The 26,851-nt window shown below is 37.5% G+C and carries 32 protein-coding genes; 27 read left to right on the top strand and 5 right to left on the bottom strand.

The genetic code is table 11. The features are described from left to right. Nucleotides 1-93: 93 nt before the first annotated feature. Nucleotides 94-1,008 (bottom strand): LysR family transcriptional regulator, encoded by a 915-nt coding sequence (locus HZF24_RS13995; protein ID WP_218835308.1) that lies wholly within the window; start codon nt 1,006-1,008, stop codon nt 94-96. 180 nt (nt 1,009-1,188) lie between these two features. Here HZF24_RS13995 and dapA point away from each other — a divergent pair, with 180 nt between their 5' ends. The 6 genes from dapA to HZF24_RS13965 all read left to right on the top strand — a co-directional run bounded on the left by dapA (nt 1,189) and on the right by HZF24_RS13965 (nt 7,129). Continuing rightward, complete coding sequence (gene dapA, locus HZF24_RS13990) at nt 1,189-2,073, top strand: 4-hydroxy-tetrahydrodipicolinate synthase (RefSeq protein WP_179238963.1); 885 nt, start codon at nt 1,189-1,191, stop codon at nt 2,071-2,073. Nucleotides 2,074-2,094: 21 nt separating this feature from the next. Beyond that, complete coding sequence (locus HZF24_RS13985; RefSeq protein WP_179238962.1) at nt 2,095-3,291, top strand: aminotransferase-like domain-containing protein; 1,197 nt, start codon at nt 2,095-2,097, stop codon at nt 3,289-3,291. Between the two features lie 51 nt (nt 3,292-3,342). Continuing rightward, entirely contained in the window at nt 3,343-4,872 is a 1,530-nt protein-coding gene (locus tag HZF24_RS13980) for a Na+/H+ antiporter NhaC family protein (protein WP_179238961.1), read from the top strand. A gap of 251 nt (nt 4,873-5,123) precedes the next feature. Next, entirely contained in the window at nt 5,124-6,077 is a 954-nt protein-coding gene (locus HZF24_RS13975; protein WP_179238960.1) for a D-aminoacyl-tRNA deacylase, read from the top strand. Nucleotides 6,078-6,089: 12 nt separating this feature from the next. Then, nucleotides 6,090-6,500, top strand: a complete 411-nt coding sequence (fosX, locus tag HZF24_RS13970; protein ID WP_179238959.1) for a FosX/FosE/FosI family fosfomycin resistance hydrolase — start codon at nt 6,090-6,092, stop codon at nt 6,498-6,500. 92 nt (nt 6,501-6,592) lie between these two features. Further along, a complete protein-coding gene (locus HZF24_RS13965) occupies nt 6,593-7,129 on the top strand; it encodes a hypothetical protein (protein WP_179238958.1) in 537 nt (178 codons plus the stop codon). A gap of 83 nt (nt 7,130-7,212) precedes the next feature. Here the strand turns inward: HZF24_RS13965 and HZF24_RS13960 are convergent, their stop codons facing one another. Both HZF24_RS13960 and HZF24_RS13955 read right to left on the bottom strand, forming a co-directional pair. After that, nucleotides 7,213-7,461, bottom strand: a complete 249-nt coding sequence (locus HZF24_RS13960) for a spore coat protein (RefSeq protein WP_179238957.1) — start codon at nt 7,459-7,461, stop codon at nt 7,213-7,215. 13 nt (nt 7,462-7,474) lie between these two features. Then, a complete protein-coding gene (locus HZF24_RS13955) occupies nt 7,475-7,660 on the bottom strand; it encodes a hypothetical protein (protein WP_179238956.1) in 186 nt (61 codons plus the stop codon). A gap of 279 nt (nt 7,661-7,939) precedes the next feature. Between HZF24_RS13955 and HZF24_RS13950 the strand changes: the two genes are divergently transcribed. From HZF24_RS13950 to HZF24_RS13925, 6 genes are all read left to right on the top strand, one after another. Then, the gene (locus tag HZF24_RS13950; RefSeq protein ID WP_179238955.1) at nt 7,940-8,548 is read left to right on the top strand and encodes a hypothetical protein; all 609 of its coding nucleotides are present in this window, start codon (nt 7,940-7,942) and stop codon (nt 8,546-8,548) included. Nucleotides 8,549-8,638: 90 nt separating this feature from the next. Beyond that, a complete protein-coding gene (locus HZF24_RS13945; RefSeq protein ID WP_407695754.1) occupies nt 8,639-9,169 on the top strand; it encodes a ferritin-like domain-containing protein in 531 nt (176 codons plus the stop codon). Nucleotides 9,170-9,264: 95 nt separating this feature from the next. Beyond that, the gene (locus HZF24_RS13940; protein ID WP_179238953.1) at nt 9,265-10,017 is read left to right on the top strand and encodes an HAD family hydrolase; all 753 of its coding nucleotides are present in this window, start codon (nt 9,265-9,267) and stop codon (nt 10,015-10,017) included. Nucleotides 10,018-10,098: 81 nt separating this feature from the next. Then, nucleotides 10,099-10,593 carry a GNAT family N-acetyltransferase gene (locus tag HZF24_RS13935; protein ID WP_179238952.1) on the top strand — a complete coding sequence of 165 codons (495 nt, stop codon included), beginning with the start codon at nt 10,099-10,101 and terminating at the stop codon, nt 10,591-10,593. A 57-nt stretch (nt 10,594-10,650) separates the two neighbouring features. Next, the gene (locus tag HZF24_RS13930; RefSeq protein ID WP_179238951.1) at nt 10,651-11,061 is read left to right on the top strand and encodes an iron chaperone; all 411 of its coding nucleotides are present in this window, start codon (nt 10,651-10,653) and stop codon (nt 11,059-11,061) included. Between the two features lie 86 nt (nt 11,062-11,147). Beyond that, entirely contained in the window at nt 11,148-12,137 is a 990-nt protein-coding gene (locus HZF24_RS13925) for a copper amine oxidase N-terminal domain-containing protein (protein ID WP_179238950.1), read from the top strand. A gap of 18 nt (nt 12,138-12,155) precedes the next feature. On the opposite strand, the gene HZF24_RS13920 is transcribed toward HZF24_RS13925, so the two are convergent. Continuing rightward, the gene (locus tag HZF24_RS13920) at nt 12,156-12,698 is read right to left on the bottom strand and encodes a TetR/AcrR family transcriptional regulator (RefSeq protein WP_179238949.1); all 543 of its coding nucleotides are present in this window, start codon (nt 12,696-12,698) and stop codon (nt 12,156-12,158) included. A gap of 202 nt (nt 12,699-12,900) precedes the next feature. Here HZF24_RS13920 and HZF24_RS13915 point away from each other — a divergent pair, with 202 nt between their 5' ends. The 6 genes from HZF24_RS13915 to HZF24_RS13890 all read left to right on the top strand — a co-directional run bounded on the left by HZF24_RS13915 (nt 12,901) and on the right by HZF24_RS13890 (nt 18,787). Further along, nucleotides 12,901-13,602 (top strand): ABC transporter ATP-binding protein, encoded by a 702-nt coding sequence (locus tag HZF24_RS13915; protein ID WP_179238948.1) that lies wholly within the window; start codon nt 12,901-12,903, stop codon nt 13,600-13,602. After that, the gene (locus HZF24_RS13910; RefSeq protein ID WP_179238947.1) at nt 13,596-15,908 is read left to right on the top strand and encodes an ABC transporter permease; all 2,313 of its coding nucleotides are present in this window, start codon (nt 13,596-13,598) and stop codon (nt 15,906-15,908) included. The genes HZF24_RS13915 and HZF24_RS13910 overlap by 7 nt, the downstream gene beginning before the upstream one ends. Nucleotides 15,909-15,928: 20 nt before the next feature. Then, nucleotides 15,929-17,116 carry an HlyD family secretion protein gene (locus HZF24_RS13905; RefSeq protein ID WP_179238946.1) on the top strand — a complete coding sequence of 396 codons (1,188 nt, stop codon included), beginning with the start codon at nt 15,929-15,931 and terminating at the stop codon, nt 17,114-17,116. A 67-nt stretch (nt 17,117-17,183) separates the two neighbouring features. Then, entirely contained in the window at nt 17,184-17,597 is a 414-nt protein-coding gene (locus HZF24_RS13900) for a hypothetical protein (RefSeq protein ID WP_179238945.1), read from the top strand. Between the two features lie 47 nt (nt 17,598-17,644). Next, entirely contained in the window at nt 17,645-18,262 is a 618-nt protein-coding gene (locus HZF24_RS13895) for a lactate utilization protein (RefSeq protein WP_179238944.1), read from the top strand. A gap of 24 nt (nt 18,263-18,286) precedes the next feature. Next, entirely contained in the window at nt 18,287-18,787 is a 501-nt protein-coding gene (locus HZF24_RS13890; RefSeq protein ID WP_179238943.1) for a GNAT family N-acetyltransferase, read from the top strand. Nucleotides 18,788-18,834: 47 nt separating this feature from the next. On the opposite strand, the gene HZF24_RS13885 is transcribed toward HZF24_RS13890, so the two are convergent. Further along, on the bottom strand, nt 18,835-19,269 hold the full coding sequence (locus HZF24_RS13885; RefSeq protein ID WP_179238942.1) for a Dps family protein: 435 nt from the start codon (nt 19,267-19,269) through the stop codon (nt 18,835-18,837). A 110-nt stretch (nt 19,270-19,379) separates the two neighbouring features. On the opposite strand from HZF24_RS13885, the gene HZF24_RS13880 reads away from it, so the two are divergent. The 9 genes from HZF24_RS13880 (at nt 19,380) to HZF24_RS13840 (ending at nt 26,779) form a co-directional block, all read left to right on the top strand. Beyond that, the gene (locus HZF24_RS13880) at nt 19,380-19,697 is read left to right on the top strand and encodes a winged helix-turn-helix transcriptional regulator (RefSeq protein ID WP_179238941.1); all 318 of its coding nucleotides are present in this window, start codon (nt 19,380-19,382) and stop codon (nt 19,695-19,697) included. A 40-nt stretch (nt 19,698-19,737) separates the two neighbouring features. Next, complete coding sequence (locus tag HZF24_RS13875; protein ID WP_179239011.1) at nt 19,738-20,025, top strand: DUF1905 domain-containing protein; 288 nt, start codon at nt 19,738-19,740, stop codon at nt 20,023-20,025. Between the two features lie 38 nt (nt 20,026-20,063). Continuing rightward, nucleotides 20,064-20,618: a GNAT family N-acetyltransferase gene (locus HZF24_RS13870; RefSeq protein ID WP_179238940.1), complete on the top strand. Its 555-nt coding sequence runs from the start codon at nt 20,064-20,066 to the stop codon at nt 20,616-20,618. Between the two features lie 13 nt (nt 20,619-20,631). Further along, nucleotides 20,632-21,336, top strand: coding sequence for a GTP pyrophosphokinase (locus tag HZF24_RS13865; protein ID WP_179238939.1), 705 nt, complete (start codon nt 20,632-20,634; stop codon nt 21,334-21,336). 42 nt (nt 21,337-21,378) lie between these two features. Continuing rightward, a complete protein-coding gene (locus tag HZF24_RS13860) occupies nt 21,379-22,074 on the top strand; it encodes a hypothetical protein (protein WP_179238938.1) in 696 nt (231 codons plus the stop codon). After that, a complete protein-coding gene (locus HZF24_RS13855; RefSeq protein ID WP_179238937.1) occupies nt 22,031-22,894 on the top strand; it encodes an alpha/beta fold hydrolase in 864 nt (287 codons plus the stop codon). Before HZF24_RS13860 ends, HZF24_RS13855 begins: the two co-directional genes overlap by 44 nt. A 142-nt stretch (nt 22,895-23,036) precedes the next feature. Further along, nucleotides 23,037-23,648 (top strand): TetR/AcrR family transcriptional regulator, encoded by a 612-nt coding sequence (locus tag HZF24_RS13850; protein WP_179238936.1) that lies wholly within the window; start codon nt 23,037-23,039, stop codon nt 23,646-23,648. Between the two features lie 10 nt (nt 23,649-23,658). Continuing rightward, entirely contained in the window at nt 23,659-26,016 is a 2,358-nt protein-coding gene (locus HZF24_RS13845) for a PEP/pyruvate-binding domain-containing protein (protein ID WP_179238935.1), read from the top strand. Nucleotides 26,017-26,119: 103 nt separating this feature from the next. Then, the gene (locus HZF24_RS13840; RefSeq protein WP_179238934.1) at nt 26,120-26,779 is read left to right on the top strand and encodes a TetR/AcrR family transcriptional regulator; all 660 of its coding nucleotides are present in this window, start codon (nt 26,120-26,122) and stop codon (nt 26,777-26,779) included. Nucleotides 26,780-26,851 lie beyond the last annotated feature (72 nt).

Raw genomic sequence — 26,851 nt, 5'->3', positions numbered from 1 at the left:
TATAGCAGAAAGCAATCGTAGTGTTTAAAGTCTCTTAAACTTTCCATTCAAGGGAATAAAATATATTTTCTTAAAATTAAACCCTCCAAAACATTATTGGGCAATGTTCAAGCGTGAAGCGAGTATGCTTTCTATTGTCTTCGTATATGGATACTCTTTTAAAAAATCTAAAAAATACTGAACAATCAGAGCGGTTTTCCTTTTGGAGTTTTTTGCTACTGCCAAATTTCTATAAAGGGGAGGGTCCGTTTCTTTTATTACAATATTATAAGGTGTCCGATAGAGAACAAGCTCAGACAAAATGCTTATCCCTAATCCGGATTCTACCATTGACATTGCCACATAATCATCTTCTGTCCTGTATTCAATTCGTGGAGTTATATTATTAGCTTTAAAGGCTTCTATCACTTCTTTTTGCGTACCTTGATGTAAATAAACGAAAGGCTCCTCAGCAAAGATAGACAGAGGTATACGGTCATATTCAGACATATGATGGTCCTTTGGTAATAAAGCAAGCATCATGTCAGAAATAAATGGAGTAATATCAAATTCACTTCTTGTAGGCAATGCGACAAAGCCTATATCAACAGTACCATCTGAAATCCAGTTTTCATTTTTTCGATAATCTCCCTGCAGTATTTCAAATTTAATATTCGGATACTCTTTACAAAAAGCTTTAATTATGGGTGAAAGAAGGTGACAAGAAATACTGGAGTAAGATCCAATGCGGATCATGCCGCTTTCAGTACCAAGTAAATTAAACACCTTATCAGATAGTTCGTTATAAGCTAATCCTATTTCTTTTATGAATGGGAAAATCTGCATACCTTCTGTAGTAAGTGAAACACCTGCATGACTCCGGTTAAGTAAGATAATATTCAGTTCAGATTCAATGCCGGATATTATCTGGCTTACTGCAGATTGAGTATACATACAGTAATCAGCAGCTTTGGATATACTTCCTAGCTCTACAACTTTTATAAACACTTCATATTTAGATAATTTCATTGTATTCCTCCACAAAAAATACGGTCATTAGAAATACTTAATTTCATTATTAATACTTCTTTCTTCTTAAATATGCAAGGCTCTAGTATAATAATTATAGAAACGTTTCTAAATGATGTCAAGCTAACATAATGGCAAAATTAAAATAAATATAAAGAATTTAAAAGTGGAGGTCAAAAAATGAATTTAACAGGTATTATGTCTGCAATTGTCACTCCTCTTACTGAGGCATACACCATTGATGAGTCAGCCATGAAAAGGTTAATAGATTTTCAGATTGAGCGCGGGATTAACAGTTTGTTGGTTCTTGGTGGTACAGGGGAATACTCAGCATTAACTATGGAAGTACGGGAGCAGGCTGTTTTATCAGCAGTGAAATATTCCAATGGGCGTATCCCCGTGATTGTAGGTGTCTTGGAGCCGGGTATTGGAGAAGCAACTAAATTTGCTCTCAAGGCAAAGGCAGCTGGTGCTGATGCAATTCTTGTGGTGACGCCATATTACATTCACCCAGATCAGGAAGGGATGATTGATTGGTATAAGCGGCTTGATGCTGCTGTTAATATGCCGATGCTTATATACAATATTCCTTATAGAACCTACGTTAATATCCAACCGGAAGCGGTTAAAGCTTTAGCAGATGCTTGCCCGAATATCATTGGTATAAAAGAGTGTTCTCCAAATCTAGGTCAAGCAATTGATTTGATTCGTACATGTGGTGATCGTATTACAGTGCTGAGCGGCGAGGAATTTCTGTGCACTTCGGAAATTCTATTGGGAATGAAAGGTGGTATAATGGCATCTGCAAATCTTGTCCCGGATGTATGGGTCGAAATTTATAAAAAGGCTTCGGTTGGTAAAAACAACGAGGCAACAGAAGTTTTGATGAAGTATTACCCTCTGTTCAAATTGTTGTTTAAGGAGATTAATCCAGGTCCGCTGAAATATGCTTTGAGCATAATTGGTCTTGACTGTGGACCGGTTGCCTCACCACTTCACGAACCCTCTGACAAACTTAAGAAAGAACTCAAAAGAGAACTCACAAACTTAGGAATCATAAAGTAGTGTCAATAGGGAGGAATTTTAATGTCTTTACATGTTGCAAAAAGAATGGTTGAGGTACAAAGGTCCCTCATAAGAGGTATTGCTGAGGCATCTAACAAGCCCGGAATTATTTCTTTTGCCAACGGGAATCCAGGTAATGAAACGTATAGGCCGGAACTATTTGCCAAATTTGTTGCGGAAGGTTTTGCTGAAGAACCTTTGACACTTTGTAAATACGGAAATTCTCTTGGGTACGAACCTTTGCGGAATGCAATTAAAACATATATGTCTGAACGATGGGAAATTGATTTTACAAGAAATGAGGTTCTGATTACTGCAGGCGGTCAGCAGACCTGTGATTATACCACCAAGGTCCTTTTAGACGAAGGTGATGTAATTATTACAGAAGAACCAAGCTTTGCCAGCTGCTACAATACATTTCGGTCATACTATGGTACATTGGCAGGCGTCACTCTTGAAGAGGACGGATTAAATATTGAAGAACTAGAAAAAGCAATTTTGGAGAATCCCAATGCCAGGATCATCTATGTGATACCTAATTTTCAAAACCCGACCGGCTATACCTACAGTCTGGAAAAACGCAAAGCTGTATATGCTCTTGCCAAGCAGTACAACCTTGCCATATTTGAAGATGATCCATACTGTGAATTGCGTTTTGATGGCGAGGACATTCCACCGATTAAGTCATTTGATTTAGATGGACGTGTTCTGTATGGGGGGAGTTTTTCTAAGACTGTGTCTCCGGGATTACGTATTGGTTTCCTGATTTTTGATAAAGAACTGGAAACAAGAATAACTGTGGCTAAGCAAGTTACGGATGTACATGCAGGAATGATAAACCAGTATATTGCATACCGTTGCATGATAAGTGATTTTTCAGAGCATCTGAAGAGATGTCAGGATATTTATAAACATAAACGAGATGTTATGATACAACAGCTTGAGGAAAAATCCCCTGAAGGATTGACATGGAATCATCCCGAAGGAGGGCTGTTTATTACAATAACATTCCCTGAAGGTTTCGATACATACGACTTTGCTTTTAATGCCATCGATAATGGTGTTGCTGTGATTCCGGGTGCCGGATTTTATATTGATCAGGATAAACCACGAAATACATTGAGAGTATGCTATTCCACAAGCAGTGACGAAGAAATAATTCAGGGTATCGATTCCCTATGCACATATGCGGCAAAATGGCTATCAAAACAGCAATGAGATTAAGCTATTAAATACAAGTAAATAAAACTATTACAAGGAGGAATTTATATGGAATTAGTTTCTGTTGGATGGCTATCCATCATCCCGCCTATTGTAGCAATAGCTCTTGCGTTAGCTACAAAAGAAGTAATATTATCATTGGTTATAGGTATTTTGTCCGGGACTGTCATATACACAGTAGCTTTAGGTCAGAATTTATTTATGGGTACAATAATTACTACTTTCAATCTACTTATGAATCAAGTAGACATTGGACTGTTGATTGTGCTTGGTATGTTGGGTGCCGTTATTGAAGTAGTTACCCTTACAGGAGGTCAGCATGCTGTAAGCGATTGGGCACAGCATCGTATCAAAACAAAAACCAGTACCAATCTTGCCACATTAATCGTTGGATCTTCTTTGTTCCTCAGTGATACATTTCATAATTTAACTACAGGAGCTATAATGAAGCCAATCACGGATGGTAATAAGCTTAGTCGTGCTAAACTGGCATATATTCTTGATGCAACTGCAGCACCTGTTTGTTGTCTGGTGCCAATGGGCATATGGGTTGCAGGTATAAGCTCCACAATACCGGAGAATACAACATTCAATAGTACGATGGAAGCATTTCTTGCAACGGTACCTTTCAATCTGTATTGCTTTATTTCTATAGTACTGGTAATTTACTTTTCATTTCCTAAAAATGACTTTGGACCAATGTATCTTTCAGAGTTAAAAGCAGATACAACCGGAGATTTAGGATCTATAGATCAGCCCACAGAGATAAATAAGAATGGCAGAATTATTGATATGTTCCTGCCTCTAGCAGTACTGATTCTTGTTACGCTCGTATTTATGCTTTATACAGGCGGATTTTGGAATGGTCGTGGATTTATTGAGGCTTTTTCATATTGCTCAACCAGTGTATCCCTGCAGGCCGGCTGCTTCGTGGCTCTCATAGTGGCTTTTGTCATGACTGTACCTCGAAAGACAGTACCTTTTCGTAAGTTCATGAAGGGTATTAATGATGGTGCAAAAAGCATGGTAGAAGTCAGCATTATATTGATTTTGGCATGGACCATCGGAGGCTGCTGCCGTCATTTGCTGGGCACAGGCATCTTTGTTGGAAATATGGTTGCTGAAAGCGGTATGCCTTTGGGTCTTATACCCGGAATTATATTCTTGGTTGCTGCGGCACTAAGCTTTGCTACCGGCACCAGCTGGGGCACATTTGGTATTCTAATGCCGTTAGTATTTACTATTTGTGAAGTGGCTGCTCCGGAACTTTTAGTAGTAAGCATGTCATCGGTTTTGGGCGGTAGTGTATGGGGGGACCATTGCTCACCTATTTCTGACACCACTATTTTGGCTTCAGCATCAGCAGGATGTGATCACATCAAACATGTTGAAACACAATTGCCGTACTGCATTGTTGGTGGTATTTGTGCAGTGATTGGATATTTTGCAGCAGGCTTCTCCAAAGGTAATCTGATTCTTACACTTGTTGTCTCCTTTGGATTGCTATCTTTAATACTCTTTGTACAACGTAAAAGCAAACTGTGGGTGCCGTCAGAACATGAGGCTACTTCTAAATAAATGCAAAAGTGCTAATACTATAAAATTAGATTTGTTATAGTGAAAAGTTAATAGATATTTATAAAGGCCCAATTGATAACCTGCGTTAATAAGTTATCAACTGGGCTCTTGTGTTAATTTTAAGCTGCTATTGACGCAGATGTAAATTAGCTATATAATACCTAAAAAATCAAAAGCATGAGTATTTCAAGCATGCTTCATATTATAAGGATCTTATATGCAATGCAAATTTATACGAATGGAGAAATATTATGGTTTCAGGTAAAAAAGCAGTGTACTATATCTGCAATGAAGAAGAGCGTAAAGGATTGGTCTCTCGCATGGTATGGGAGATATTAAATGAAAAAGGAATGATTGCTCCATCCGATATTACATTTGACGGACGTAAGGTTATGATGCATAAGGATGAGGGGGAAAATATATATTATTTTGTTCCCACTGAGGTTCCGGTTTGCTTGAATTATGTAAAATATCTTCCGGAGATGAATAAGTATTTTGGTGATTGCGATGTAGCTGGAATGGTAACATGGCATGAAGGCGGAAGTGCTCCGCCGAAGGTTCTGACGGTTCATTCCATTGGGGATGTCAATTCAGGCATTTACGGTCCCATAAATCCCAAGTATATGAGAAATTTATTGCTTGGATTGGAGAGAAACCGCAGGGAGCTTAAGCTTGACGAGTACAAGGTTGTGACAGAAGCAACCCATTGGTCTGGAACAACGGAAAGTTCACCGCAGCTTATTCTCCAATATCCTGTACCTATGATGGATATTGAGGTCGGGAGTATAGAAGAAAGCTGGGCAGACCGTACCGCCTGTACCGCACTGGCAAATGCGCTGACAGAAGTTTTCAACGATGACGAGAAAAATATACATAACGTTCTTTGTGTCGGCGGCGTTCATTTTGATCCTAACTTTGCTGAGGCAGTATTTGCAGATTGGGATGGAGAAGCATTCGGTGTATCCCATATAATTGCAAATCAATGGCTCGTATCCGGAGAATATGAAGGCGAAAATGGACTTGCTTTTGCATCAAATGCGGCAGAAGCTATTAAAGATGGTATCGAGATGATTGCCTTCCATGATAAAATGAAAGGCTGTTATAAGAATCTTGTACGTTCGCTTGGAGAAAAATACAATGTACCGATTCTAAAGCATCAACGTCTCCGCAATCCGAAAGATATCGAATTACTATCTAAATTATAAGGGGTGAATAAGTTGATTTCCGGAATTAGTCATATTACTTTTATTGTAAAAAATTTAGATAAAGCAGCAACATTCTTTAAAGAAATTTTTGAAGCCAAAGAAGTTTATTCAAGCGACGGCAAAGAATTTTCTGTATCTAAAGAAAAATTTTTCTTGATAAATGACCTTTGGATTGCGGTTATGGAAGGGAAGGAAACAGAAAAAAGCTATAATCATATAGCGTTTAAAATAGATGAGTCAGATTATGAAAAGTATCTAAAAAAAATAGAAAATCTTGGCTTAGAGGTGAAAACAGGGAGAAAAAGGGTCAAAGGAGAGGGTAAATCAATATATTTTCATGATTATGACAATCACCTTTTCGAGCTTCATACTGGTACATTGGAAAAAAGACTGCTTAGTTACAAAAAAGAAAAGATAGATTAAAATAATTTATCATAAAATTTTTTAAGATTATACCGATATATATATTGAATATATACATTGTGGATATATTCAGTAATAATCAGGAGAAAAAAATGATTACCAAATTTTCAGGTCTCGGATATTCTAATAGCAATGGCATAGATTACAATAAACTTGCTTCCGGAAATGTTTCCTCTGCACGATATCTTTCAAAGTTAGCATCGGCAGAATCCAGAGGTGCTATTATTATGCTAAAAAGTAATCTCAGAAGAGAAATATACAAAATCAGTAAAAGCGGCGGAGATGAATCGCAGATAAAAGCTGCTATTGCAAGAATAAAAAATGTCATGAGAAAGGCCGATGAAAAAATAATCAAGCTTAATAACGAAAAACGAATGAAAGAACGTATTAAGCAGGAAAGACGTGCGGAAAAAAGAGAAGAAGAGCAGTGTTTAAGCAAGAGATACAAATCGAAAGTATATAACAGAAAGCAATCTGAGCGTTTAAATGTGGTAAGGGCTGCAGTTTGTGAAGAAAAAGAGATAGGAGATTCCGAAAACTATAGGGCATATACAGATGCAGGTACATCTGAAATGTCAACTGCAAATTTTGCCGGAGGAAGCGGTTCTTCCATAGACGTTATGGTTTAGCGTTCAAATAATATGAAAATACTGCATTAGAATATAAATAGTATAAAAAATTGCCTCATAAAATAGAGGCAATTTTTTGTATATTATCCTTGTGATAATTGATTTTTGATCATCATTATGTCATTTTCCGAAGCAGGCTGAGCAGGTTGATAATATCCTTTCTGCTTAGCAGTCTGATAAAGCTCATACTGACGTTGCTCATCCATATCTCTCATTTCCTGGAATGTTTGGCGTAACTGAGGATTGTCGGTTTCGGAAATGATTGCCGCATAACCTGTCAAACTCCCCTTAATCATTGATAAACAATCATTCATAATATCTTTTTCGTTCATATAAATTACCTCCTTATTGTAAAAATGTCATTAACTTTTGTTTGCTTTGTCTTGCAGCATTGGCGTCGGTTTTAAGCATTTGACTAATCTGTGGATCCTGGCATTGCTGTGCCATAGCGTCTAATTTATTAGCCGTAGTTTCGTGGGCACCGATTAGATGCCTTAAGTTCTGTAATTCCATTTGATTTAAATTTGACATATGATTTTTCTCCTTTCAGTTATTATGCATTTTTATTATTGCGTATATTTTAATTTATATTCTGGATTTTTATGTTTTAAGTTAAGCCAGAAGAGAATAATATAATTTTTTTATGTTGATTTTTGAAGAGATTACAGTCTCGGTACAGATACTATTATAAATCAATTGCAAAAAGCATATTTCCAAAAATTAGAATTAAAATATTGACTTAAATATTTAGCTCTTATATAGTGTTATCATGAGTATAACAATACTCAAAATGAAGGAGGATGATTCAAAATGATTACAGTTGAAAGCCTTATGTCAATTAATAAGAACGACTTAAAAGAAGCTTCAAAAGGCATTGATAAAAGTGATTTATCACAACTTGTTGAATGGTTATCAGAAAAGGATGACAAAATCAGGTATCAATCATTATTGATGCTGCGGAATCGCTCTTTATATTTCGATGATGTGTATCCATTTTGGGATATATTCTGCAAAAAAATGAAAAGTGAAAATTCTTATCAGAGAAGTATCGGTCTCATGCTTATAGCAGATAATGCAAAATGGGATAAGGACAATAGAATTGACGATGTGATAGATGATTATCTCTCGCTTTTGAATGATGAAAAACCAATAACTGTGCGCCAATGTATTCAGGAATTACATAATATAGTACCTTATAAGAGTCACCTTCACTCTAAAATTGCAAATAATCTTATATCTGTTAATATTATGGATGTTAAAGAAACAATGCGAAAGCTAATATTGCTCGATATATTAGAGATTCTTGCAATTGTCAGAAAACAACAATCGACCGATGAAATAGAGAATTATATTTTTAAAGCTCTTACAGGTGAAATATTGGATAAGAAATCAAAAAAGCAAATTGAGTCAATGTTGTAGTCAGGAATTTTAGCACTTTAACCTTTCTCTATCATATTCTCCCGCTTTTACGAATAAAATATAATATATTGACTATGGGGAGGAATGAAAGTGAGCTATTACAGCCCAAATGAGTGTAACTATATTGTAGGGAAACCATATCCGACAGTACAAGTGGACGGTCCAAATCCCATTTATGCCTGTGAAATGCTTAGTAACATAGGGGATGTCGTTTCCGAGATCAGCGATGTTGCCCGATACTTTTATATATCAGTTGTGACGAGAAAGGAATTCAGTTCAATATCAACATGCTTTCATCATATCAGCATCGTTGAAATGCATCATTTAAATATATTCGCTGAGCTTGCCTTTCTGCTTGGAGCAGACCCGAGGCTGTGGAGCGGAAGATCATGTAAGCGTTGGTGGTCACCTTCCTATATAGGTTATCCTAAAGAGCTGAGTGCACTGATAGCAGAATCTATAGAAGCAGAAAAAGCAGCAATTTGCAAATACAGCAGACAGGCACACACAATTTGTGATCCAAATATAGTAGAAATACTGAATCGCATCATACTTGACGAAGAACGCCATATACAAATTTTCACTGAAATGTATCAGCAGCTATTTAATCGCTCTTATTGAGAGCGGTTTATTTTTTTATATGGAGATATGGAGAGAAATGTAGTATAATTTTTTTATAAATGGAAAATGAAAATTTCTTACAACGGAGAGAAAATATGATTAAAGGGATATTTTTTGATTTAGGATGGACGATTTTTCGTCCGGTAAACGATAACTGGTTTATTAACCAAAAGATGCTTGAATTTACGTCTATGCAAACTATTGAGAGCCTGCCGCTTGAAAAAAGAAATGCTGCTTTTAATAAAGCTTTAAAATATCTTGACGATAATCACCTTCTGTTTTCTGAAGAGGAGGAAATTGAGCAATTTGCCGAGTTTTATAAAATTGTTGCCGATGAATTGCCTGAGCTTGGAATCTCGGTTGAACAAGCAGCAGAAATTGCTGAATTCAAGGTTGCAGATACAAGCAACTTCATATTTTATGATAAAGCAAAGGAAACGGTTTTAGAACTGAAAGAAAAATATAAGATAGGTATTATTTCAGACACGTGGCCGTCTGCCGAGCGAATTCTGAAAAGCGGAGGAATGGATAATTTGTTTGACACAAAGACATATAGCTGCAACCTTGGCACATGGAAACCTAATGAGAAAATGTATTTTCACGCACTTGAACAAATGGGACTTCCGCCGGAGCAAACTGTGTTTGTAGATGACTGGGAGCCGAATTTAGATGGTGCTGCCGTATGTGGCATACATGGTATCCTGATAAAATCAAGAAACAATTCAATCATACCCGGGCAGCGTTTTTCTGAAAATATAATTGACATCGGTAAATATCCAAGTATAAATGCTATTGACGAATTGCCAAATCTTTTAACGAGTAAGCAATTTGAGTTGAAGAAGAGATAAGGATAACAATGAAAAAAATCGTGTGGAGTTATAAGAAACGTAGTATAATCTTTGATACAACTACATTTTACGGAGGTGTCTATGTTAAAAATACTGCCTTTAGAAAAAGCAGACGCAGGATATATTGTTAAGTGGAATGATAAAAAAACATCTGACTTTTTACTTCAGTGGGCGGGTGGTGGTTATGAATATCCAATTTCCGAAAAACAAATCATTGATCGAATTGAAGCCATGGCCTCGTCAAACTATAAGATTTATAAAATAGTTTTTGAAGATAATATGATAGGAACCATTGAGGTTATAAATATAGATGATGAAAATAAAACAGCTAAAATCGGGCGATATTTACTAAATCCTGAATTAACCGGAAGGGGTTATGGATCTAAAGCATTAGAAGAATTAGTATCCATTGCTTTTAATGATTTTGGTCTTAAAAAAGTATGGTTGTCGGTATTTGATTTTAATAAATCTGCAATCAGGTGTTATGAAAAGACAGGATTTAAAATTGCAAGTCAGGAAGTTCGTGCAAATGGCTGGATAGCAATTAATATGGAAATTACAAATCCTGCAATATAATTAAATTAAAAGATATTTACAATAAATTTAACTATTATAAAAAGCGAGGAAAATAATATGTGGAAATGTCCGGAATGCGGAAGAGAATTTAAGAACACAAATCAGGATCATTTTTGCGGCGAACCCCCGAAAACGATTGATGCATATATTGATGCACAACCGGAGGAGGTTCAGCCGTTATTAAATCAAGTTCGTGATACACTACGTGCCGTACTTCCTCATGCGGAAGAGCGTATATCGTGGAGTATGCCGACCTATTGGCAAAAACAAAACATTATACACTTTGCGGCATTTAAAAAGCACATCGGATTGTATCCGGGAGATAAGGCTGTTGAGCATTTCAAGGAAAAGCTCACTGAATACAAAACGAGCAAAGGTGCCATACAGCTTCCCTTCAGTAAGCCGTTACCGCTTGAGCTTATTGCAGAAATAGCGAAATGGTGCTATGAAACAGGAAACCATCACTAAGAATGAAAATTTTGGAATTAATTTTCCGGAACAATAATTTTATTTTTACCGTCTAATAAATTGAAAAACGATAGGAGGTAAATAAAATGAAAATTAGAAAAATTGCTGCTGCAACATTATCAGTTGCGGTTTTATCAATGTCGATGTTTACGGCATTTGCTGATATAATTAATGAAAGCACGGAGGCAGACACCGACAATCAAGTAAGTGAGGAGAAAGAATTGAAGTCACGATTTATGTCCATAAAAGGAGTAATCAAGGAAATATCTGATTACCACGGTGGAGATGGTGCTAAAATGGTAGCCATAGAGGATGAAAATGAACTTCCCTCAAACATTATTATCACAAAGGATACATATGTGATAAACATAGATAAATTGGCGGCAGGAGAATCATTAACAGTATTTTACGATGCACAAAAGCCAATGATTTTAATATATCCTCCGCAGATTTCTGCTGAAGCCGCAATTGTGGGAGAAATTGATTTAAACATAAAGGTTGACCTTTTCAACGATGATTTGATAAGCGCCGATAACTTCCTTAAATTAAATGTTTCAGAAGAAACAGAAATTGTATCAGAGGATGAAAGCAAGTTTGAAGGAGAGCTTTACAACAGAAAGCTTGTTGTTTTATATGGTGTATCTACAAAAAGTATTCCTGCCCAGACTAATCCGACGAAAATAATAGTTCTTGATGAGGATGAGCTTGGCATAATTGAAGATGTTGAGGGTATGGAAGTTGTAGTGAATAGAGAAATACTTGAAGGAGTTAAGCCGGTTCAAAATGACGATGGTGTTATAATGGCACCGGTGAGAGCTGTTTCAGAAAAGCTGGGATATGAGGTAGGATGGAATCAGGAAGAACAAAAAGTTACTGTAGGAGAGCTTCTTTCTTTTGAAATAGGCAAGGACGATTATACTATGGATGATACTTCAGGCATTCAGCTTTATGCAGCTCCGATTTTAGTAGATGGAACAACCTACGTTCCTTTGAGCTTTTTCTCAGAGTTTTTAAATGCATCTGAAGCACATATTTTAAATTCACAAGTTATAATAACAAAAAGCGAAGGCTTATAAACAACTTTTGGGGGACTTTTATGACTGAACAGCCATATTGTAAATAATTTCAGCCATTTCCCTTGCAGATCTGTTCATGCCATTTTTGAGCCAATGCTGCAAAAGACCTATACTTCCGTTTACAACGAATATGAAGTATTCATCTCTTATATTTGAGTTTTCATCGGACGAAAAGTATATTCCGCATTGCTGATATATTATTGTAAATATTTGCTTTTGGAAATTGATATCCCCTCTTTCACTCATCAATATCTTTAGATTCTTTCCATTATCAACGATATATTGAAAAATTTCTTCCATGATTTTAATATTTTCATATTTATCATTTTTGTCGGTAAGGTTGGCAACAGCCTCTTTAGCCCAGGTCAGAGTTTCATTTTCTATTTTAGTAAGAAGGTCGTACTGGTCGGTATAATGAGCATAAAAGGTAGTACGGTTAATATCCGCATTCTCGCACAGCTCCTTGATAGTTATTTTTGAGATTGGTTTTTCCTCCAACAATTCAAAAAGACTGTTCTGTAAAACCATCTTTGTATAACGTGTCTTTCTGCTTTCTTTCATTTTCCTGACAGCACTCCTTTCTATCGTACATAACAGATTTAGTTAATTTTGTTCTCAAGACAACATCTGAGAGATATTTTGTTGTAAATATTACAATTAATAAACATCTGACGGTTGCAAAATCAACACAGTGTCATTATAATTAATTCTTAGTTAAAAGTCAAGAACGAGTACATAATCATGAATCAGCAAAGGAGAATTCATGGATTTTATTACATTTGAAAATGTGGAAAGAGAATATTGTATCGGAAGTTCTGTTATTAAAGCGGTGGACGGAATAAACTTTAAGCTTCAAAAAGGCACATTCAATGTTGTGCTCGGGCAGAGCGGCGCAGGAAAAACCACGCTTCTTAATCTGTTGGGAGGAATGGACTCCCCTACCTCGGGCAGGATAATCGTAAACAGTAAAGAAATTTCTGGTATGTCTGAGTATGATCTCACAGAATACCGCCGTACTCAGATAGGATTTGTGTTTCAGTTTTACAATCTCGTGCCGAATTTAACTGCTCTGGAGAATGTTCAGCTTGCAGAAGAAATATGTCCTGAACCTTTGGATGCACGGGATATGCTGAAACGCGTCGGTCTTGGAAGCAGGATGGATAATTTTCCGAGTCAATTGTCCGGCGGTGAGCAGCAGCGGGTTTCCATTGCCAGAGCACTGGCAAAAAATCCTCAGATAGTTCTGTGTGATGAGCCTACCGGCGCATTGGATTCGGAAACAGGCCGTAAAGTGCTGAGACTCATACGCGAGGTGTCAGATGACCTCGGTAAGACAGTGATTGTAGTAACGCATAACGCTTCGATATCAGAAATGGCACACACGGTGCTTCATATGAGAGACGGCAAGATAGCGAGAGTTCAATGCAATGATAATCTCAAGGACGTGGGGGAAATTGTATGGTAAGGGGCTCTCTGTTTATAAAATCCCTGCGCGACATGCGCAAGTCAAAGGCGCAGTTCATTTCAATTTTTATTATGGCAACACTTGCCGTATTTATTATGACAGGACTTGACAGCATATGGTTTACGGTTGAAAAGCATGCGGATGCCATGTACCGATCGGCAAACATGTCGGATCTGTGGGTGACAGTACCCAACCCATCAGAACAGATGGTATGGGGAATCAGTAAGCTTGACGGTGTGAAGCTGGCAGAAAAGAGATTCACTGCGGATGCCGATACTGCTTTACCCGGCAGTCCTACTCTGCATGTCTATGCGCTGGATGGACGCAGCACTCTCGATCAACCCGAGATTCATGAGGGTAAATTCAGTAAAAGCGGCGGTGCCGTGCTGGACATCTCATTTGCAAAGGCTCACAATCTAAAAACAGGCGATTACATTTCCATTAAATTAAACAGCCGATGGCTGCGTCTTAAAATTGACGGCTTAGCTCTCAGCGGAGAGCATGTTTTTGCCGTCAAAAATTCTGCATCATTGGCTCCCAATCACTCAGAATACGGCTTTATTATAATCAATACCGATGCATTGAAAAGTATTTACGGGCAGAAGATATATAATCAAATCAGTGTGAAAACCTTACCGGGTTCCGATATTCCACAGTTAGTACAAAAAGTGGGTGCTGTTGTTGGAAATAATTTAATCGGTATTACATTGCAAAAGGACAACGGAAGCGTCAGCAGTGTAAATTCCCGTATTCAGCAGTTCAGAACACTTTCTGTGGTTTTCCCAATACTTTTCCTGTTGGTTACTGCTTTGATAACACAGAGCACCATGGTGCGCATGATAGAAAACCAACGCTCTCAGATAGGCATATTAAAAGCACTGGGCTACAGCAAGCGAAGCATATTGTGGCATTACACATCCTACGGCGTAATGGTCGGCGTGTTGGGCTCCGTTTTAGGTCTTCTCACCGGACCGAATATATTCGGGAGAATTATGGTTCGCCAGCTTAATCTTACGTTAAACAGCTACAGCTTAAAAATAAATTATTTACATTTTGTGTTTGTGTTAATTTTAATTCTTATATGCACTGGAGGAGTTTCGTTTTTGGCATGCAGGAAACTTCTGAGTGATGCTCCGGCGTTTCTTCTCCGTGATAAACCTCCGAAAAGCGGACAGCATATATTTCTGGAATCCATATCGTCCGTGTGGGAAAAAATGAAGTTCAGCAGCAAGCTTATAGCACGAAATATGGTTAAAAACAAGGGTCGGCTCATAATGAGCACAATAGGTGTTATGGGCTGCACCGGTGTCATTATTTCCGCACTTACGGTTCGCAGCACTTTGTCAGGCATCAGTGATTATACCTACGGAACAACATTTACATTTAATCAGAAGATTGTGCTGGACACTTCCAAGGTCAATTCTACATATCTTAAAAACCTTGAGCTGGATGGTATAACGCAGCAAATTGAAGAAACTGCAGTCCAGGTAATTTTTCCGGACGGAAGCTATAAGATGGAACTGACCAACATCACAACCAAGGAAAGTCCGTTGATATATTTGCAGGATATTGACGGTAATCCCGTTTCAATTCCTGAAAACGGGGTTCTTATGACCCGAAAGCTTTGTAAAGAAAAAGGCTTAAAAAAAGGTGATATTATACAAATCAAGATTAAGGATAAGGGCTACGCTGCCGTTCCAATTGAGGAGATTGCATACATTGCTTCCGGTCAGGGAATTTATATGACAGACACATATTGGGAGTCTTTAGGTGAAACATTCAAGCCGTCAGCACTGCTGGTCAGATGGAACGGTGAACCTGATCAGAAGTTCCTCGACAGAGATATTGTATCAGATTCGGCAACCAGGGAAAGCATGCAGGATGGGTTATCCTCCAGCCTGGGGGTTGTAAATCTGGCAGTTTTATTTCTGATTGTTTTAGGCTCGTCATTGGCATTTGTGGTGCTGTACAACACAGGCATGCTTAACTATGTGGAACGGGTCAGAGACCTTGCAACATTTCGTGTGCTTGGATTTCATAACAGGGAAATACAATATCTTGTACTGATAGAAAATTATTTTTCGGTATTGCTTGGGATGCTGTCCGGCATACCCGTGGGGAGATTCATATCTTGGTTAATAGCCAGCACTATTGATGAACGACTGGATCTTTTAGGTAATATTAAACTGATGGATGTGCTTATAGCCGGAGCAATGACTGCGTTATTTGCATGGATAGTCAACAAGGTAATAGCACACAAGATGAAAGAACTTGATATATTTGAAGCGTTAAAAAGTGTTGAATAGCAACAGATGGAGGAAAATACATGAAAAATCTGATTTTATCCCATAAAAAGACTGCGGCAGCGGTAATAGTCCTTGTGGTACTGGTTATCGCAATTACTGTATTTGCTCAAAGGAAAAAAAGTATTGAAGATATGAGAGCAGCAGATACCATGGTTACTTTGAACCGGACTGACGAAATAGAAGCGTGGGGCGAAGTGATGTACAGCCGCATTGAAAACATAAGCATTGATTTCCCGTCAACTGTCACTGATGTGCAGGTTAAGGAGGGTGAACGTGTTACGTTAAATCAATCCCTTGTGATTATAGATCTTACAGAGTATAATGGAAGTATCGAGAAATTGAATAAGCAGATGATTGCAAACCAATTGGCACTGGACTCTGCACCTCAGGATATTTCCGCACTTCAGGCAGACATTACCCGTATACGGGACGAAATTGCACGCAAAACAGGTGAGTATAATAATGACACTGCCGCTGATATTAAGCTTCTGCAAAATTCCATGGAGCTTGCACTGAAGGAGCTTGAGGATGCAAAGATTGATTTTCAGGATTACCAATCATTGTATAATGAAGGGGCTGTTTCAAAGACGATTCTTAATCAGTATGAGACCATGCTGAATCAGCGTCAGAAAGCAGTTGACGATTTAGAGGCAAGCATACATAAAACAAAGACTGCTTTAAAAGATGAACTTAACATGCTTGATATTTCACTCAAATCCAAACAAATCCAGCTTTCACAGCTTCAGGACGGGAACAGCACAAACGTAGCAATGCAGGAAAGCAGTGTTTCCTCAACAGAGGTGGATTTGAATATTATGAAGGGTAAGCTTGAAAAAGGTTATATCAAGGACAATCAGATTGTTTCAAATGTGAAAAACGGAATCATAAAGAACATAGCAGTCATCAACGGTAACCGGCTCGGTGTACAAGGCGTACCTACATCAATACTTCAGATAATTGATGTGGATTCCATAACTGTCAGTGCGGAGGTCTATGAAGAATTCATAGGAAGTGTACATGTGGGAGATATAGTTGAAATTGTTCCGGCATTATCTCCGGATATATCACTTGAGGGAACCGTGACACATATTCCTGCTCTGGCAGTTGAAAAGGACGGCAGACGAGTTGTCCGCGTAATCATAGATCCCGATGATCCAAACAATATACTGAAGCCGGGATTTACAGCAGATGTTTATTTTCAGAGATAGGTAGTAAAATTAGGCTATCTTGATATGAGGTGGTAGATTGAAAAAAGTATTCTTTATATGTCTTTGTATGTCAATATTGATTTTATCTGCCAGTTGTGCAAATGAAAGCAATTCCGGGCAAGAAAGCATAACAATAAAAATTATTGACATTGCAGACGGAAAGGCTGTTGAGGAAGGAAAGTTAATTATAACCGATACAGGCGATGAATTTGCTGTTAATTCAGAAAGCAATATAATCAGTATGCCATACAAAAAAGCAACTGAAAAGAACAAATATCCTTACGGATACACGATAATAACTGCGGCAGACGGGTACTATCCGAGGATTGACCATAATCTGAAAATAGGCGGAGGAGACGGACAATTAACATTGGAGCTCACACCGAGAAAGCCATTTGAAAATAAATCATTTACAGAATACTTCCACCACAGCTCCGAGGTTGAAATGGCGGAGTTTATGAATTATTACAACTTAAATTAAAATGTTATAATAAATTAAAATAAAAAATTAAAGGACAGGTATATCGGATGAATATTGAGAGATTTAATAAATTAAAGGAAAATTTTAAAAACAGAAATATCGATGTTGAGTATTTTGATTCCTTAGAGGACGTTAAATTATATTTATTAGATGTAATACCATTAGATTGCAAAGTCGGTATTGGTCATTCCGGTACTCTTCAAAAAATGAATATAACTGAGTTACTTATACAGAGAGGAAATATTGTGTATGATAAAGAACTTGGTAAAGACAGAAATGAATCTAAAGCAATCAAAAAAGAAGCACTGCTCAGCGATTGGTATATTTCAGGTTCAAATGCCGTAAGTGTTGACGGTCGGATTATCAATGTTGACCACAGCGGAAACAGAGTAGCGGCAATTACCTTCGGACCCGATAAAGTAATAATCGTAGTCGGTGTCAATAAGGTTGTTGATACGGTTAAAGAGGGTATAAACAGAGTTAAGAATATTGCAAGTCCTTTAAATGCAAAGCGTGCCGGGTATAACCCGCCATGTGTGGAATTAAATAAATGTGTTGATTGTTCATCAAAAGAAAGAGTATGTAATTACTTATCGATTGTTGAGGGTCAAACAGACGGGAACAGGATGAAATTGTGTATAGTAAATGAAGAATGCGGATTTTAGATAATCATGTCAGGGGGAATAATTTTGAGCAGATTAATTCGTTATGCAAACTTGAACGATGTGGAAGCATTGGGGAAAATTCATTCAGAATCATCACAGGCAGGCTTTAAAGGTATAATTGAGGATAATATTTTATATGATGTTTTTTCATTGGAAAGAAGAACAAATCGATTTATTAATGAATTATCCATAGGTGAACCGAAGACTGCCATTGCTTTTGAGAATGACCAACCGGCGGGATTGATTTCGTTTGGCAAATGCAGGTATGGAAACAATGATGAGTCCTGGACAGAAATCTGGAGGGTTTATTTAATCCGTGAATTCTGGGGAAGTGGGATTGCGAAGGATTTGATTGAATGGGGAATAAATGAAATAAGAAAGACAGGTATTAAAAATATAGAACTCTGGGTGTTGGAAGAAAATATGCGTGCAAGAAGTTTCTACGAGAAAATGGGGTTTAAGCATGACAACACATTTATTATATCCGACAGTGACGATAAAGAGCTGCGATACATAATGCAGTGAAAACAAAAGCATCCTTAAATTTTGTAAGGATGCTTTAAAAAACTTTCTTATTTTAACATAGAGCCTATGAACCATATGTTTTTGCTGAATGCTGCAACATAGCCTTCAAATATAGCTACAGTTTCGAAGTCTCCTTCTTCATCTGCCATATTTCTGATATTGGTTGCTGATTCCTTCATGAATTCAATATCTTTTTTAACAAGTTCCAAAGCTTCCTTAATAGAGAAATCTTTAGCTTTAATTTCTTCGATATCAGTTTTTTCTAAATATTCTGCCATTGTGGATAAGGGCGTTAGATTTTTCATTTTTAACAGCTCTGCTACTTCGTCGTAGCTTTCAAATAAAGCATCATATAATTCTTCCGTAAAAACATGAACTTGTACGAATTGACCGCCTATTACGTTCCAATGAATGTTATGGAATTTTACATTCAGTACTGCTAAATTTGATAAATATTTTTGTAATAAATCTGCATATTTCATAAAATTATCTCCTCAAAGTTTTTATTTTTTAATTATCATTTCCTATTTACTTTATTATATGATAAAATAATGGAAATAAAAAGGCACAAATTTGTTCGTAGAGGTGAACTATGAAAAACAAAGTATCAAATGGATTTCAAATTGTACAAGATTTAATTAAATTAAGATGGGTGCCTGAAATATTAAAGTCCATATACAGTGGAAATCAACGATATACCGATATTTTAGAGAGTATTCCATATATGAGCCATACGGAACTAAATAGAAAATTATCTATACTGACAGAAAGAAAGGTTATAGATAAGGCAGTTGAAGGAGATAATACATATTATTCTCTTCTTAATTTTGGAAATGAATTAGTACATATCTTCTACCACTTGGAAGACTTAGAAGAAAAGTATTTTCAGCATTCTCATAAAATAGTATAATCCTATGTAATTTGGAGCAGGCAATATGAGTAATTATGAAATGAATAAATTGTATGAGTTTGAAACAGAAATCAAGAAAGTTCCTGATATTGACGGTGCGTATGTTGAATTTCCTTATGATGTAAGAGCAGAGTTCGGCAAAGGAAGAGTAAAGGTGCATGCAACCTTTGACGGTGAGCCGTATGAAGGAAGCATTGTAAATATGGGTATAAAGAACAGTGACGGGTCTGTGTGCTACATTATAGGATTGCGCAAGGATATTAGGGCAAAAATAGATAAACAGCCCGGTGACAGGGTTAAAGTTACAATTAAGGAAAGGATATTATAATTAGTATAATTCTTAAGATTAGAGACGAGGAGCTTTATATGACAAAATGTGATGATATAAGCATAGAAACCGGGCGTTTGTTGGTAAGAACACTTAGTATGAAAGATAAAGAAGCTTTCTATAAATATCGCTCCATGCCTGAAGTATATAAGTATCAATCAATGAGACCAAAAAATATCAGTGAAATTGAAGAATTCATTAAAAAAAATGCTAATGCTCATCTGAATATGCCTGACACATGGCTGCAGCTTGCTGTATGTCTGAAAGAAGGGCAAATGATCGGTGATATTGGCATTCATTTTATAGATGACAAATACCAGATTGAAATAGGTTATACACTTTCTCCCGAATATCAAGGCATGGGATTTGCTGCAGAAGCAGTAAAGGCAATAATAGATTATGCTTTTAATGAGCTGAAAAAATACAGAATTATCGCTTCCGTCGACCCGGATAATTTAAGCTCAGTAAAGCTTCTTGAAAGAATTGGATTCAGAAAAGAAGCTCATTTTATTAAAAGCTACCGCATGAATGATAAGTGGTACGATGACTGCGTTTATGCCATATTAAAAGACGAATGGAAGACTGAGGACTAAAGGAGAAAGCAATATGAATTCTGAACCAAGCATAGATATAAAGGAAATTAAAACGAATTTAACCCGATTTATGATGTCTTATAAATTTGCATTGAATGAGATGAATACAAAGATTGATATTTTAATGCAGGAATTTCAATATATCCATGACTATAATCCTATTGAGCATGTTAAATCACGTCTTAAGACACCGGAAAATATCCTGAAAAAGGTCCAAAGAAGAGGATATGAAATGTCTTTGCCATCAATAAAAGAAAATGTTAGGGATATTGCAGGTGTCAGAATTACCTGCTCTTTTGTATCGGATATTTATAAAGTGAGTGAAATGCTGCAAAGGCAGAAGGATATAACGGTGGTTGAAAGTAAGGACTACATAAAAACCCCCAAACCAAATGGTTATAAGAGCTTGCATTTAATTATACAAATTCCTATATTTATGTCCGACAGAGTGGAAGATGTCTATGTTGAGGTTCAGATAAGAACAATTGCCATGGACTTTTGGGCGAGTCTGGAGCATAAGATATACTATAAGTATGATAAAGAGGTTCCTTCACACTTAATAGATGAATTAAAAGAAGCTGCTGATTCGGTATCGGAGCTGGACAATAAAATGGAGAAAATTCACAGACAGGTAAATCAATATAAAGAAGAAGCGGAGCATGATGAAGAGCTTAGTATTCCGCAGGCTTTTCTTACGCAGTATCTTAATTTAGATTAACTGATGACAGAAGGAAAGTAAAATAAGTATTTGAGGTAAGGAATGAAAAAAACAAATTATGCCGGAAAAAGAGACTGGAAGAAGATTACGGGCGTACTGCTTTTTATTGTTCTTTCTTTCTCAATAGTCTATATCATAATAAAAATGATTAATGCTCCCTCTGTTATAAGCGAAGATGTATATGAAAAGGTGAAAAGTGATTATGCACTTATGCTGCTTCAGTGTATATTTGGAATTATCGTTATGTTTATTCCATCAGCGGTTGAACGCAGGCTGCGCATAGACATCCCGAATAAAATGGAGGTTATGTACTTTGTTTTCCTTTACTGTGCCATATATCTGGGAGAAGTAAGAAATTTTTATTATACAATACCTTACTGGGATTCAATACTGCATGCATTCAGCGGAGCGATGCTGGGAGCATTGGGATTCGGTCTTGTAAGCTATTTCAACGATATGGAAGTGCTGGAAACTCACTTAAGCCCCTTTTTTGTAGCATTGTTTGCATTCTGCTTTGCTTTGTCAGCCGGAGCGGTATGGGAGATATATGAATTTTTAGTTGACAGCATGTTTGGTACCAATATGCAAAAGTTCATATTGGCTGACGGGACCGTTCTGATAGGTCAGGCCGCCCTGAGAGATACCATGAAAGATCTGATAGTGGATGCACTAAGTGCTATGGCGGTAACTGTTATTGGATATTATTCAATTAAGAATTCCGACAGACAAAGCTCCTGAAACAGCGGCTAAGGGTACGGTATTGCTTGTTATGGGGAACGGAGCAGATGCATTGATATGGCATCCCAAGTATATTAAGCTGTTTGTTGATAAAGGCTATCGGGTTGTGCTATATGATCAGAGAGGTACGGGTATGTCTGACTGGATAGATGACTGGAACCGTAAAAATCCGTATACGGTAAAGTACATGGCCGAAGATGCTGTTGCAGTGCTGGATAAGCTTGAAATACAGGACGTTCATATAATAGGATTTTCAATGGGAGGAATGATAGCTCAGGAAATATCCATAAATCACCCTGAAAGAGTTGTTTCACTCACATTAATGATGACATCGGGCGATATAGGTGATCCTGAACTGCCGGGTTTAAAGTCAAGCTATCTGATTGGTTCATCCATAAAGGGTATTCCTCTTTTGAGATACCGAATTATGGGAGGAGAGAGAAATCTGATTAAGGAGCGAATAGCCAAGCATATTCAGGTAATAGGATATGACGAATTAGACATTAAGGAAATTGCCGAGGTAGTGCTGTATGATCTTCGTAACAGGAGAGGAATTAATATAAATGGTGCATTTCAACACCAAGCGGCAGTTACTGTCTCAGGATCCCGCTATGAGCAATTAAAGAATCTTGATATTCCTACACTTATAATACATGGCACAGATGATCAGGTTATCCCTGTTGAGCATGGGAAAAAACTATCTGAAACTATACCCGGTTCACAGGGGATTTGGCTGGAGGATACAGGTCACGTATTTCCGCTGCCAAATATGAGTGACTTGATAATCAGAATAATTTCTCATATGGAAAGCAACTCGTAGATACGTATTATATAAATATTTTTGGGCAAGTTTTTTAAAAGACTTGCCCATTTTTAAAATCTTTTATTGACTAACGGTCAGCATAGTATTATAATGATACTAACCGATGGTCAGTTAAAATATTTATGGGGAGGTAGCTATAATGCCCTTACAACTATACGATAAAGATAAAATTTTGGATGCCTGCTTTGAAGTGTTTGCCATACATGGATATGCAAATACTTCGACTACAATGCTTGCGGAGGCAGCCGGTATATCTAAGGCACTGATTTTTCATCATTTTAATAATAAGAAAGATTTGTATCTCAGTGTTTTGGACAGGTGTATCGAAAAGGGAAGAATTGAAATGGGATTTGATACATTATTAGAAAATCAGGACTTTTTTGAAGCAAAAGAAAAATTCAGCATCATTAAAGTTAATTATTATAAAAAAAATCCCAAATTAATGAAAGTTATGATGGAAGCTTTTTATGAAACACCTGTTGAATTGAAAACTGAAATTCAAAACAAATACGGTATGCTGCTTGATGGAAATGAAAAAGCATGGAAGAAATTATTCGAAAAGGTTGATCTAAGAGAAAATGTCAACCGTGAGCAGGCATTCAGGCTGGTCATGCTTACATTGGATTATTTTGATAACAAGTATCTGGCAGACTTAGAAAATAACAATGATTTTGAAGAAGTGTATCTCAATGAATTTCTTTCGGAAAGAAACAGTTTTCTTTCCATGATTCGATTTGGAATTGAAAGGTGAGAGGTAAAATATGATGAATATGGTTAAAGGCTTTAAAGAGCTTACTCCTGAGCTCCGACAATATGCAGGAGGAAAAGGCAGCATGCTGGCAAGGATGCTTCAGGGGGGATATCCGGTGCCTGAGGGCTTTGTAATTTTACCCTCGGCTTTTGAAGATGAAAAGCTGAATGAGAATGCATGGAAAGAGATTTTGACCCATCTTAATACAATAAGAAAAAACAATAAAGAAGCATTGTTTGCAGTCAGATCTTCTGCATTAAGCGAAGATTCCGCTAAGGCTTCATTTGCAGGAGAATTTGAAACAGTCCTCAATGTGGATACGGATAGAGAGATACAGGAAGCCATATATGAGGTCTTTAAATCAAGACATTCAGAGAGAGTTAAGGCTTACAGCTCTGTCCAGGGGATAGAAGAAGCTCATCAGATTGCTGTGGTTGTACAGTTGATGGTACCGTCTGAAATATCGGGAGTTCTGTTCACCGCTGATCCCATATCGGGGAGTTTTGAAGACATGATTGGTAATTATGTACATGGATTGGGAGAACAGCTCGTATCAGGAGAGGCAAATGCGTATGACTTTAAGCTCAGCAGACCTAAAGGAAAATACAATGGACCTGATGAGCTTAAAAAATATTCCGATAAACTGTATCAGTATGCGGCTAAGCTTGAGAAAGATTTTGGAAGTCCCCAGGATATCGAGTGGTCGGTGGCAAGGGGTAATTTATATATTCTACAGGCGAGACCTATAACAACTTTGTCTCCGGGTAATCTTGATACCTATGAAATAAATGAGAGCTTCATAAGAGATTCTCTTTGGGTAAATACAAATGTAGGAGAGGCAATCCCCGATGTTGTGACACCGCTTACATGGAGCTTAGTGAGAGCTTTGGATATCGAATCCGGTTTTGTTCCCGGATATTATTTGTGGTCGGGAAATATTTGCGGGAGGATATACTCCAATATAGGTCATAGACTATCGGCTATAAGTGCATTGTATGGAAGCACCAAATTAGGATTAAAAATGCTGGGAGAGGTGTTCGGACAAATTCCTGAAGGGTTGACGATACCCTTTTATCCATTTTCAAGAATGGATTTATTTAAAACAATGCTTCCGGGAATAAAATATTATCTGAAAAAGAATAAAGAAGTTGCGGGAAGCTTACAGGGTTTTGTCAATAAAACACCTGACTGGTGCAGAAAGACCAAGGAAGAGATTATGGAAATAAACAATAAGGATGAACTCTTGAAGCTGTGGAAGAACGAGCTGGAGCCATACAACACAGAAGCATGGTGGGGATTGATTGTAAGCGGAACCAAGGCCGTATTAGCCTTAACCCTGGGCAAAAAGCTTACAAAGCTTGTGGGAACTGAGGATGCCAATACACTGTTGTCCAATCTGAGGGGAAGCTCCGAACTTGCAAGCCTCGGTCCTGTTATGGGAATTTCTAAGGTTTTGAAAGGAGAGATGGACCGGGAAGAGTATTACAGAAAAAATGGTCATCGTGGACCTCACGAATTTGAATTATCCATGAAAGACCCATCAGAGGATGAAAATTGGCTTGAAATGCAGATTAAAGAATTTAAGGATTCCGGTATTGATGCAGATAAGCTTCTGAAAAAGCAGCACAATCAATATGAGGATGCGTGGAAAAGATTCAAAGAGCAATATCCGAGCAAAGTAAAATGGCTGGAGAAGCAAATGGAAAAGGCATCTGAAGGGGCTCGTATACGCGAAGCGGCACGCTCGGAGTTTGTAAGGGTGTTCAGAGTGGTCAGAACATTCGCGCTCAAGGCAGGTGAACTTATAGGAATAGGAGATGATATATTTTTCCTTTACATTAATGAGGTGGAGGCATTGCTATCCGGCAGGACTGTTAATATAAATTATATCTCTAAAAGAAAAGAAAACTTTGAAAAGTATAAGGAAATGCCACCATTTCCGTCAATTATCAGAGGTCGGTTTAATCCTTCGGAATGGGCAAGCAATCCAAATAAACGAATGGACTTTTATGATTCGACTCTGCCATCAGATGTAGTGCAGGATTCTGAAACATTGAAGGGCTTTGCCGGGGCAGCAGGCAGAATAGAAGGAACGGTACGCATTTTGTCAACGCCTGAGGAAGGGGAAAAGCTTCAGCCGGGAGAAATTTTAGTCGCAACAACGACTAATGTAGGCTGGACTCCCCTATTTCCAAGAGCTGCAGCGATTATAACCGATGTAGGAGCACCTCTTTCTCATGCTGCTATAGTTGCCAGAGAACTTGGTATTCCGGCTGTTGTTGGATGTGGTGATGCAACCTCGAGACTTAAAACAGGAGATAAGGTTGTTGTTGACGGTGGTCAGGGCATTGTGCACATATTGATGTAATACCGATAAAAATGCCATATTGGCAGATTGCACTTGACAATGCCATATCTATAGGAGTATACTACAAACAAACCGACGTCGGTTTGTTTATGGAGGTGTAATTATGGCGAAAACGGCAAAGCATTACAACACGAAAAAAAATGAGCTTGTAGAGATTGCTGAAAAGCTGTTTCTGGAAAAAGGTTACGAGGAAACAAGTATTGAGGATATTTTAAATGCTTCAAAAATCTCAAAGGGAGGCTTTTATCATTATTTTAAATCAAAGGAAGAAGTTCTGACGGAAAGCATCAACAGATTGATGGAAGCCTCTCTTGTAGAACTTGAGCCTATCGTTGAAGATCATGAAATGGATGCTCTGAAAAAACTAAGGCTTTTTATGCAAAGAAAGGAGACTTTCCAGCGGCCTAAAAAAGAATATGCAAGGTTTTTAAGCATGGTGATGAAATCGGATTTTACGCTTTATAAATATTATCTCGCCCTTGCTCAGAAATATGTTGCTCCCCTTGCCCGAATCATTGAACAGGGAACAAAAGAAGGGGTCTTTCATGTCCAATATCCGTTGGAAACGGCTGATATCCTTCTGAGGGCCGTCACTTCTCTCCCTCAAAGCAGTTTTTTCGGCGAATATATGGAGAACGAAGAAAAGCATCACAATTATTCAGTTTCTCTGAGAGAAGTATTCGCAAGGGTTTTGGGAACAGAAAGCAGCAAAATATGGCTGTCTGATGATGAAGAATTGGAAAAAACTATAACAAAGCGATAGTGTAAAGTAGTCTATGAAAAACAAGGTCAAAAGAAAGAGACCAAAAGCACCTAGAAAATCGCAAAGAATTAC

Source organism: Sedimentibacter hydroxybenzoicus DSM 7310 (genome assembly GCF_013403245.1).
Taxonomy (GTDB): domain Bacteria; phylum Bacillota; class Clostridia; order Tissierellales; family Sedimentibacteraceae; genus Sedimentibacter; species Sedimentibacter hydroxybenzoicus.
The sequence above is the reverse complement of the archived record's forward strand: the minus strand, read 5'-3'. Positions and strand labels throughout refer to the sequence as shown.

Bases quoted from the DNA above. Each gene is read 5' to 3' on its own strand.
- HZF24_RS13995 (WP_218835308.1), bottom strand. From the start codon at position 1,008: ATGAAATTATCTAAATATGAAGTGTTTATAAAAGTTGTAGAGCTAGGA.
- dapA (WP_179238963.1), top strand. From the start codon at position 1,189: ATGAATTTAACAGGTATTATGTCTGCAATTGTCACTCCTCTTACTGAG.
- HZF24_RS13985 (WP_179238962.1), top strand. From the start codon at position 2,095: ATGTCTTTACATGTTGCAAAAAGAATGGTTGAGGTACAAAGGTCCCTC.
- HZF24_RS13980 (WP_179238961.1), top strand. From the start codon at position 3,343: ATGGAATTAGTTTCTGTTGGATGGCTATCCATCATCCCGCCTATTGTA.
- HZF24_RS13975 (WP_179238960.1), top strand. From the start codon at position 5,124: ATGGTTTCAGGTAAAAAAGCAGTGTACTATATCTGCAATGAAGAAGAG.
- HZF24_RS13965 (WP_179238958.1), top strand. From the start codon at position 6,593: ATGATTACCAAATTTTCAGGTCTCGGATATTCTAATAGCAATGGCATA.
- HZF24_RS13960 (WP_179238957.1), bottom strand. From the start codon at position 7,461: ATGAACGAAAAAGATATTATGAATGATTGTTTATCAATGATTAAGGGG.
- HZF24_RS13955 (WP_179238956.1), bottom strand. From the start codon at position 7,660: ATGTCAAATTTAAATCAAATGGAATTACAGAACTTAAGGCATCTAATC.
- HZF24_RS13950 (WP_179238955.1), top strand. From the start codon at position 7,940: ATGATTACAGTTGAAAGCCTTATGTCAATTAATAAGAACGACTTAAAA.
- HZF24_RS13940 (WP_179238953.1), top strand. From the start codon at position 9,265: ATGATTAAAGGGATATTTTTTGATTTAGGATGGACGATTTTTCGTCCG.
- HZF24_RS13935 (WP_179238952.1), top strand. From the start codon at position 10,099: ATGTTAAAAATACTGCCTTTAGAAAAAGCAGACGCAGGATATATTGTT.
- HZF24_RS13930 (WP_179238951.1), top strand. From the start codon at position 10,651: ATGTGGAAATGTCCGGAATGCGGAAGAGAATTTAAGAACACAAATCAG.
- HZF24_RS13925 (WP_179238950.1), top strand. From the start codon at position 11,148: ATGAAAATTAGAAAAATTGCTGCTGCAACATTATCAGTTGCGGTTTTA.
- HZF24_RS13920 (WP_179238949.1), bottom strand. From the start codon at position 12,698: ATGAAAGAAAGCAGAAAGACACGTTATACAAAGATGGTTTTACAGAAC.
- HZF24_RS13915 (WP_179238948.1), top strand. From the start codon at position 12,901: ATGGATTTTATTACATTTGAAAATGTGGAAAGAGAATATTGTATCGGA.
- HZF24_RS13910 (WP_179238947.1), top strand. From the start codon at position 13,596: ATGGTAAGGGGCTCTCTGTTTATAAAATCCCTGCGCGACATGCGCAAG.
- HZF24_RS13905 (WP_179238946.1), top strand. From the start codon at position 15,929: ATGAAAAATCTGATTTTATCCCATAAAAAGACTGCGGCAGCGGTAATA.
- HZF24_RS13900 (WP_179238945.1), top strand. From the start codon at position 17,184: ATGTCAATATTGATTTTATCTGCCAGTTGTGCAAATGAAAGCAATTCC.
- HZF24_RS13895 (WP_179238944.1), top strand. From the start codon at position 17,645: ATGAATATTGAGAGATTTAATAAATTAAAGGAAAATTTTAAAAACAGA.
- HZF24_RS13885 (WP_179238942.1), bottom strand. From the start codon at position 19,269: ATGAAATATGCAGATTTATTACAAAAATATTTATCAAATTTAGCAGTA.
- HZF24_RS13880 (WP_179238941.1), top strand. From the start codon at position 19,380: ATGAAAAACAAAGTATCAAATGGATTTCAAATTGTACAAGATTTAATT.
- HZF24_RS13875 (WP_179239011.1), top strand. From the start codon at position 19,738: ATGAATAAATTGTATGAGTTTGAAACAGAAATCAAGAAAGTTCCTGAT.
- HZF24_RS13870 (WP_179238940.1), top strand. From the start codon at position 20,064: ATGACAAAATGTGATGATATAAGCATAGAAACCGGGCGTTTGTTGGTA.
- HZF24_RS13865 (WP_179238939.1), top strand. From the start codon at position 20,632: ATGAATTCTGAACCAAGCATAGATATAAAGGAAATTAAAACGAATTTA.
- HZF24_RS13860 (WP_179238938.1), top strand. From the start codon at position 21,379: ATGAAAAAAACAAATTATGCCGGAAAAAGAGACTGGAAGAAGATTACG.
- HZF24_RS13850 (WP_179238936.1), top strand. From the start codon at position 23,037: ATGCCCTTACAACTATACGATAAAGATAAAATTTTGGATGCCTGCTTT.
- HZF24_RS13845 (WP_179238935.1), top strand. From the start codon at position 23,659: ATGATGAATATGGTTAAAGGCTTTAAAGAGCTTACTCCTGAGCTCCGA.
- HZF24_RS13840 (WP_179238934.1), top strand. From the start codon at position 26,120: ATGGCGAAAACGGCAAAGCATTACAACACGAAAAAAAATGAGCTTGTA.